Origin of the sequence: Rhodoferax sp., from assembly GCF_023701345.1 — a bacterium.
Classification (GTDB): domain Bacteria; phylum Pseudomonadota; class Gammaproteobacteria; order Burkholderiales; family Burkholderiaceae_C; genus Rhodoferax.
This window is the reverse complement of sequence record NZ_JAMPXE010000162.1, coordinates 1-6,194: the sequence shown is the minus strand read 5'-3', so window position 1 is coordinate 6,194 and position 6,194 is coordinate 1. Positions and strand designations below refer to the sequence as shown.

7 protein-coding genes and 1 pseudogene are annotated in these 6,194 nt (G+C 62.6%); all 8 read right to left on the bottom strand.

Annotated features, from left to right (window positions below; genetic code table 11):
* Nucleotides 1–925 (bottom strand): PAS domain S-box protein (locus NDI87_RS15885; protein ID WP_296276446.1); only part of this gene is annotated, 925 nt, incomplete at its 3' end.
* A gap of 216 nt (nt 926–1,141) precedes the next feature.
* Nucleotides 1,142–1,558: pseudogene (locus NDI87_RS15880) on the bottom strand (thiamine pyrophosphate-dependent enzyme).
* The gene (locus NDI87_RS15875) at nt 1,518–1,784 is read right to left on the bottom strand and encodes a hypothetical protein (protein ID WP_296276445.1); all 267 of its coding nucleotides are present in this window, start codon (nt 1,782–1,784) and stop codon (nt 1,518–1,520) included. The pseudogene NDI87_RS15880 and the gene NDI87_RS15875 overlap by 41 nt, the downstream one beginning before the upstream one ends.
* Nucleotides 1,781–2,503 carry a hypothetical protein gene (locus NDI87_RS17530; protein ID WP_366029064.1) on the bottom strand — a complete coding sequence of 241 codons (723 nt, stop codon included), beginning with the start codon at nt 2,501–2,503 and terminating at the stop codon, nt 1,781–1,783. The genes NDI87_RS15875 and NDI87_RS17530 overlap by 4 nt, the downstream gene beginning before the upstream one ends.
* Nucleotides 2,434–2,898 carry an AMP-binding protein gene (locus NDI87_RS17525; protein WP_366029062.1) on the bottom strand — a complete coding sequence of 155 codons (465 nt, stop codon included), beginning with the start codon at nt 2,896–2,898 and terminating at the stop codon, nt 2,434–2,436. Before NDI87_RS17525 ends, NDI87_RS17530 begins: the two co-directional genes overlap by 70 nt.
* Nucleotides 2,832–3,557, bottom strand: coding sequence for an AMP-binding protein (locus NDI87_RS15860; RefSeq protein WP_296276444.1), 726 nt, complete (start codon nt 3,555–3,557; stop codon nt 2,832–2,834). The genes NDI87_RS17525 and NDI87_RS15860 overlap by 67 nt, the downstream gene beginning before the upstream one ends.
* A gap of 43 nt (nt 3,558–3,600) precedes the next feature.
* A complete protein-coding gene (locus NDI87_RS15855) occupies nt 3,601–4,065 on the bottom strand; it encodes a CBS domain-containing protein (RefSeq protein ID WP_296276443.1) in 465 nt (154 codons plus the stop codon).
* Nucleotides 4,066–4,176: 111 nt separating this feature from the next.
* A partial coding sequence (locus NDI87_RS15850; RefSeq protein WP_296276442.1) for a DUF3418 domain-containing protein occupies nt 4,177–6,194 on the bottom strand: 2,018 nt, incomplete at its 5' end.

Sequence of the window (6,194 nt, the reverse complement as noted above, 5' to 3'; positions counted from 1 at the left end):
GGGCGTTGCCTGACAGTTCCACCGCAATGGCACTGGCACCGGAATGACGCAGGGCGTTTTCAACCGCCTCGCGCACCACCATGAAAGCGGCATATTCGACTTCGGCCGGCCAGCGCATCAACTCAAGCTTGGGTGGCACATTGATGGAAATATCCATCTTGGGCACTCCCAGCGCGCGATTGCGCAGCTCATTGTCAAGCGCAACGCTGAGCCCCTGCTCCTCGAGCAAGGGCGGGCGCAGGTCTTGCAGCACCTGCCTGACCTGGGCTATTGCCTGCCCGATGAGCGTGCCCATGCGCTCTTGCAAGTGCTGCCAGTCGGGCGGCGTCTGTGCTGTCTGCAAGTCCACCATGGTTTCATGGCACATGCGGATCGCTGCCAGTGTTTGCCCCAATTGGTCATGCAAAACCTGCGCCAGGCGTTTCACCAGAACACGTTCCTGCGTCATGAGTTTTCGGGTCAGTTCGGCGAGCTGGGCACGCGAATGCTGCAACTGCGCTTCGGCCTGGGCGCGCACGGAGACATCGTGCAAGGTGACCAGCAAGCGCTCGCCCTGCGGCAGGCTGACATGGCTGATGGTGCCCTCGAGTTCAATCTCCTGACCGTCGGCGTGCAAACCCTTGATACGCCGCAGACCCATCATGCGCGTTTCACCATCCAGCCGGGCAAATCGTTGCATTGCAGCCTGATGGCCGGAGCGGAAACGCTCTGGCATCAGCAAGTCAACCGGCTCACCTTGCACACTGGCGCTGCTGCGGCCAAAGATGCGCTCGGCAGCAGGATTAAAAGTTTTGATGTGCCCGGCAAGATCGACGCTGATGACAGCATCGGGGATCAGCTTGAGAACGGCATCAAGCATGTCATGATCACGCTTCTGGTGTGTTTTTTTCAAGCGCAAGGCGCCAGCCTTAGCAAGCGTATTCATTGGCTCGACTCCGCCTGGAACTGACCTTGTTACAACTGATGATCATGGTGACCTCCGGCTTCCTGTTGACGGAAATATTACATGTGAGAACGGCCGGATGGAAGGGGCGCACTTGCCAATTTGGAGAAATCAACAGACAGACTGCATCCCGATTGAGAATTGTCATCTGAGAGATCGGGGCAAATCCTATTCTTCAGTTGCGGCTCTGACAAATCGTCAGTATCTGGCAAATTTCATTTCTGAAACCCATGGAGAGTAACTCATGAATAACTTGCGTTCAACTGATCTTGCCCTCGATGACCCGTTTGAATCCATGTTCCTGGGCTTCCAGGCCTGAACTTCCTGTTTGTCGCAGTAGCGCTCGGGGTCGAACATCGAATGGGCGCGAAAACGAAAGGTTTTGAACTCCATGAATACCGGACGGCTAAGTTGCAGCACCTGCTGGGACGCGCCCAGCACGGCTTCATGCACCGCCACCACATCCATGCCATCGACCGGTACCGTGGCCATGCCATAGGACGCCGCCTTGACGCACAGATCGGTCTGCGATTCGGATCACGCCAGCACCGTGCTCATCGCATAAAAATTGTTCTCACAACCAAACAACACCGGTACCTGCCACAGCGCGGCCATGATGGCGTTCATGCCAACGCCGCGCAGCAGCGCATGGCCATGCTCGCGATAGGTGGCCACCAATGTAGAGGTGCAAAAAGCCGCGAATTTTCTGCTGCCCGTACAGCTCGATCGCTTTCTCTTCCATGCGCCGGATGCGCAGCATGTCGGAAAGCAGGGCCAACGCAAATTGTATTTCCCAGGGCACCGGGCCGGTCGGCGGTGCGGGCACCTTGAAGTCGCTCATAGACCCGCCTCCAGTGTCGAGGTATCGCCCTCGGGCAGACCGAGTTCGCGCGCCTTCAGCAGGCGGCGCATGATCTTGCCGCTGCGGGTGCGCGGCAAGACCGCCAGAAAGGCGATTTCCTTGGGCGCCACCGCAGCGCCCAGGGGCTTGCGCGCGTGGGCCATGATGTCAAGACGCAGCGCCTCGCCCGGCTCAAAGCCGTTCTTCAGCGAGACAAAGGCCTTCACCACCTCGCCCAGCAGCGGGTCCGGCTTGCCGATGACGCCGGCCTCGGCCACGGCCGGGTGCTCCATCAGCACGCTCTCCACCTCGAACGGGCCGATCAGGTGGCCCGCCGACTTGATGACGTCGTCGGCGCGGCCGACAAACCAGAAGTAGCCGTCTTCGTCCACGCGCGCCAGATCGCCGGTCAGGTACAGCTCGCCGGCAAAACATTTCCGGTAACGCGCCTCATTGTTGAGGTAAGCGCGAAACATCGAGGGCCAGCCACGCTTGAGCGCCAGTTCGCCTTCCACATTGGGCGTTTCGATAACGCGCACCCGGGGTGGCTCGCCCTCGGCCTCCAGATGTTCGACAACAAAAGCGTCAATGCCCGGCAGCGGTCGCCCCATCGAGCCGGGCTTGATGTCAAAGGCGGGTGTGTTCGCAATCATGGTGCCGCCGGTCTCGGTCTGCCACCAGTTGTCGTGAATCGGCAGACCCAGCACCTCCTGCCCCACCACACCGCCTCGGGGTTGAGCGGCTCGCCGACACTGGCAACAAAGCGCAGGCAGGGATAGCGCTGGCGCTGCGCCAGCTCGGGGCCGGCCTTCATCAGCAGGCGAATCGCCGTGGGCGAGGTACACCAGACGCTCACCTGCTCCTGCGCCAGCAGCGTGTACCAACGCCCGGCATCGAACTCTTCGCGGTCGACCAGGGTGGTGACGCCCTGCAGCAGCGGCGCAATGATGCCGTGGGACGTGCCGGTGACCCAACCCGGGTCGGCCGTGCACCAGTAGCGGTCCTGCGGCTGCAAATCAAGCGCGTAGCGCCCGGTGGCCAAGTGGGTCACCACGGCCTCGTGCACATGCAGCGCACCCTTGGGCGTGCCGGTGGTGCCACTGGTGAAATGCAAAAAGGCCGGTCGTCGGGCTGCGTATCGGCGATGCTGAAACTGTCTGAAGCAGCAGCCATCAGCGTCGCCAGGTCCAGTGTCTCCGGCTCGTGGGTGACGCCACCGTCCTCTGCCACCAACAGCACTTGGCGCAGCGTCGGCATGTGCGCGCGCATCTGGCGCACCTTGCGCTGGTAAAGCACATCGGTGGTCACCAGCACCTGGCCGGCACCGAGCTGGATGCGGGTGGCAATGGGCTCGGGGCCCAAGGCCGAGAACAGCGGCGTCACCACGGTGCCATTCTTGAGCGCGCCCAACAGCGCCACATAGAGTTCCGGAATGCGCCCGGCCAGCAGGAACAGCCGGTCGCCCTGGCCTGTGCCCAGGCCTTGCAAGACGTTGGCGAAACGGTTGGTTTGTCGCGCCAGCTCGGCATAACTCACATCGACGGCAGGCGCGTTGCGGGAGACAAAACGCAGCGCTGCATGGTAGCGCAGCACCCCTGCGGCATGCCGGTCCACCGCCTCGAAACCCATGTTGAGCCCGCCACCAGGCAGGCCCTGCAGCGCCAGTCGTTCCCTGGCCCAGGAGAACCTGCTGCGCTCCTCTGCGTAGCAGGTCCAGTTATGCAGCAAACATCGCGTTGCTGCTTCCTTGTGAATGACAGAAGGCCTTTCCATGCCTTGCCTCGTTCGGTCCTGGTCGGATGCGAGCGTCCTGCATTCAGCCCGCGCCCTGAGGACGCTCGCGGGTCTCGCGATCTCTGGCACTGCCCAGATCGACGGCAAGGTCTGCCAGTTCGCGCGTCAACAAGCCCAGCACGTCTTCGATGGTCACGATGCCGGCCAGATGTCCGGCATCGTCGCTGATGACCAGACGCCGCAAGCGGTACTTTTTCATCAGTTGCACAGCGTCAATGGCGTCCATTTCCGGGTGCGCCTTGACCAGATCGACCGACATGATGTCGCCTGCCGTGAACACGGCGGGATCGAGACCTTCGGACATGAGTTCAAGCACCAGATCGCGGTCGGTGACGATGCCGACCGGCTTGCTTTTATCAAGCGCATCGACCACGACCAGGGCGCCAATGTGGTGCCGGCGCATGAGCTGCGCCACCACCCGCGCCGAGGTATCCGGCTCAACCACCGCGACCAGCGTGCTCGCAAATTCCTTGAGTTTGGTTGCCATGGTGACTCCTGTTCTTGAGAAATCCAATGAGACTCCCAGAATAGCCGGGCCAGCGCGCAAGGGGATGCGAATAATCAACGCAAGCGCGGGACCGGCATGGCGCTGGCGTTCCTAAACCAACTGCGCCCAGGCTTTTTCGAGCCGTTTCACGCTCACCGGCTGGGGTGTGCGCAACTCCTGGGCGAAGAAGCTCACGCGCAGTTCTTCAAGCAGCCAGCGGAACTCCTGCAAGCGTTCATCGACCACGCCCTTGCGCTCGGCCAGCAGGCGCCAGTAGCGCTGCTCCAGCGGTTGCAGTTCCTTCAGGCGTGCGGCATCGCGCGCCGGGTCGGCACGGTATTTGTCGAGGCGCGCGGTGATGGCTTTCAGGTAGCGGGCAAAGTGGTGCAGTGAAGCCCAGGGTGTGACGCTCAAGAAACGCTTGGGCATCAGGCGCGCCAGTTGCTGGGCGGCGTCCACTGTTGCCTCGGGCGCGTTTTTCGTGTCCTTGATCTTGCGCACGGCAACAGCGTACTCGGCCAGGATGGCTGCGGCCAGCCGTGCCACTTCGGTGGCGATCAGGGTCAGGCGGCTGCGGCCCTCGTCAATGCGTTTCTTGAAGGCGAATTCATCGGCGGGCAAGGGCTCGAGCAAAAAGGCACGTTCAAGCGCCACCTGAATGATCTGCTCGCGCAGTTCTTCCAGCGTGCCCCCGGTCCCGCTGCCGTCCGGGTTTTTGCCGACCTGCATGTAGGTCACGGCCATTTTTTGCAGATCGGGCACGTTCTTTTCAAGGTACTTGAGCGCGTCCCTGATCTGCAGGGCAAACAAGCGGCGCAGGCCGGCGCGGTGTTTGGCGGCGGCCACATCGGGTTCGTCAAAAACCTCGATGGTGACCGCGTCGCCCGCGTCGATCAGGCCGGGGTAGCCGATCAGCGTCTGGCCGCCCTTTTGAATTTCAAGCAGCTCGGGCAGTTCGCCAAAGGTCCAGGCGGTGTAGCGCTGGCTGGCGACCGAGGCCGACTGAAGATCGTCATCGCGAGGCCGCAGGCCGTGGCGATCCATGCCTGCGGACTTCGTGGATTGCCGCGCTTCAGCCTGTCCTGAGCCCGTCGAAGGGCTCGCAATGACGGGCGCGGTGCCAGCACTTGCAGGCCCGGCGCCGGCATTGGCCGGGCTGGCTGCGCCCTGCCCCAGCTTGAGCCCGGCCAGCGCCTGGAAAGCGCCGCGCGCCTTGGCGCCCAATTCGGCCTTCAGGGCGCCCAGGTTGCGCCCGGTCCCGAGTTGGCGGCCATGTTCGTCCACGACCCGAAAGTTCATGAAGAAGTGCGGGCTAAGCATGTCGACCTTGATGTCGGCGCGCACCACGTCCACTGCAGTGGCAGCGCGCACCAGCTTCAGCACGGCATCGAGCAGCGCGCCGTGGCCAAACAGTTCGGGCGCGTTCAGCGTTTCTGCCATCTTGCGGGCGCTCTCGGGCAACGGCACCAGCCGCGAGCGGGGTCGCTGGTGCAATGTCTTGAGCAGCGCCTGGATCTTGTCCTTGAGCATGCCGGGTACCAGCCATTCGCAACGCTCTTCGTTGACCTGATTCAGCACAAACAGCGGCACGGTCACCGTCAGGCCGTCCTTGGCGTCGCCGGGTTCGTGCAGGTAACTGGCCGCGCAATCCACGCCGCCGAGGCGGACGGTTTTGGGAAAGGACTGGGTGGTGATGCCCGCCGCCTCATGACGCATGAGCTCCTCACGCGTGAGCAGCAGGAGCTTGCTGTTGCCGGTCGGTGCTGCGCCGCGCACCGGCATCGGCATCAGGTACTCGGGCTTTTTGCAGGCGTCGCGGTACCAGGCATCAAAGCTGTAGCCGCTGCAAACGTCGGCGGGCAACTGCTGGTCGTAAAAGGCGTAGATCAGTTCGTCGTCGATCAGCACGTCCTGCCGGCGCGCCTTGTGCTCCAGATCTTCAACCTGCCCGATGAGCTTGTGGTTGGCCTGCAAAAACGGCCACTTGCAGTCCCACTGGCCGTTCACCAGCGCCTCGCGACTGAAAATTTCACGGGCACCGACCAGGTCGATCCGGCCGTAGTTGACACGCCGGCCGCTGTACACCACGATGCCATACAGCGTGGCACGCTCCAGCGCGTTGACCTCGG

What these genes read in the sequence shown, in the direction of transcription:
- NDI87_RS15875 (WP_296276445.1), bottom strand. Translation starts at nt 1,784, where the DNA reads ATGAGCGACTTCAAGGTGCCCGCACCGCCGACCGGCCCGGTGCCCTGG.
- NDI87_RS15860 (WP_296276444.1), bottom strand. Translation starts at nt 3,557, where the DNA reads ATGGAAAGGCCTTCTGTCATTCACAAGGAAGCAGCAACGCGATGTTTG.
- NDI87_RS15855 (WP_296276443.1), bottom strand. Translation starts at nt 4,065, where the DNA reads ATGGCAACCAAACTCAAGGAATTTGCGAGCACGCTGGTCGCGGTGGTT.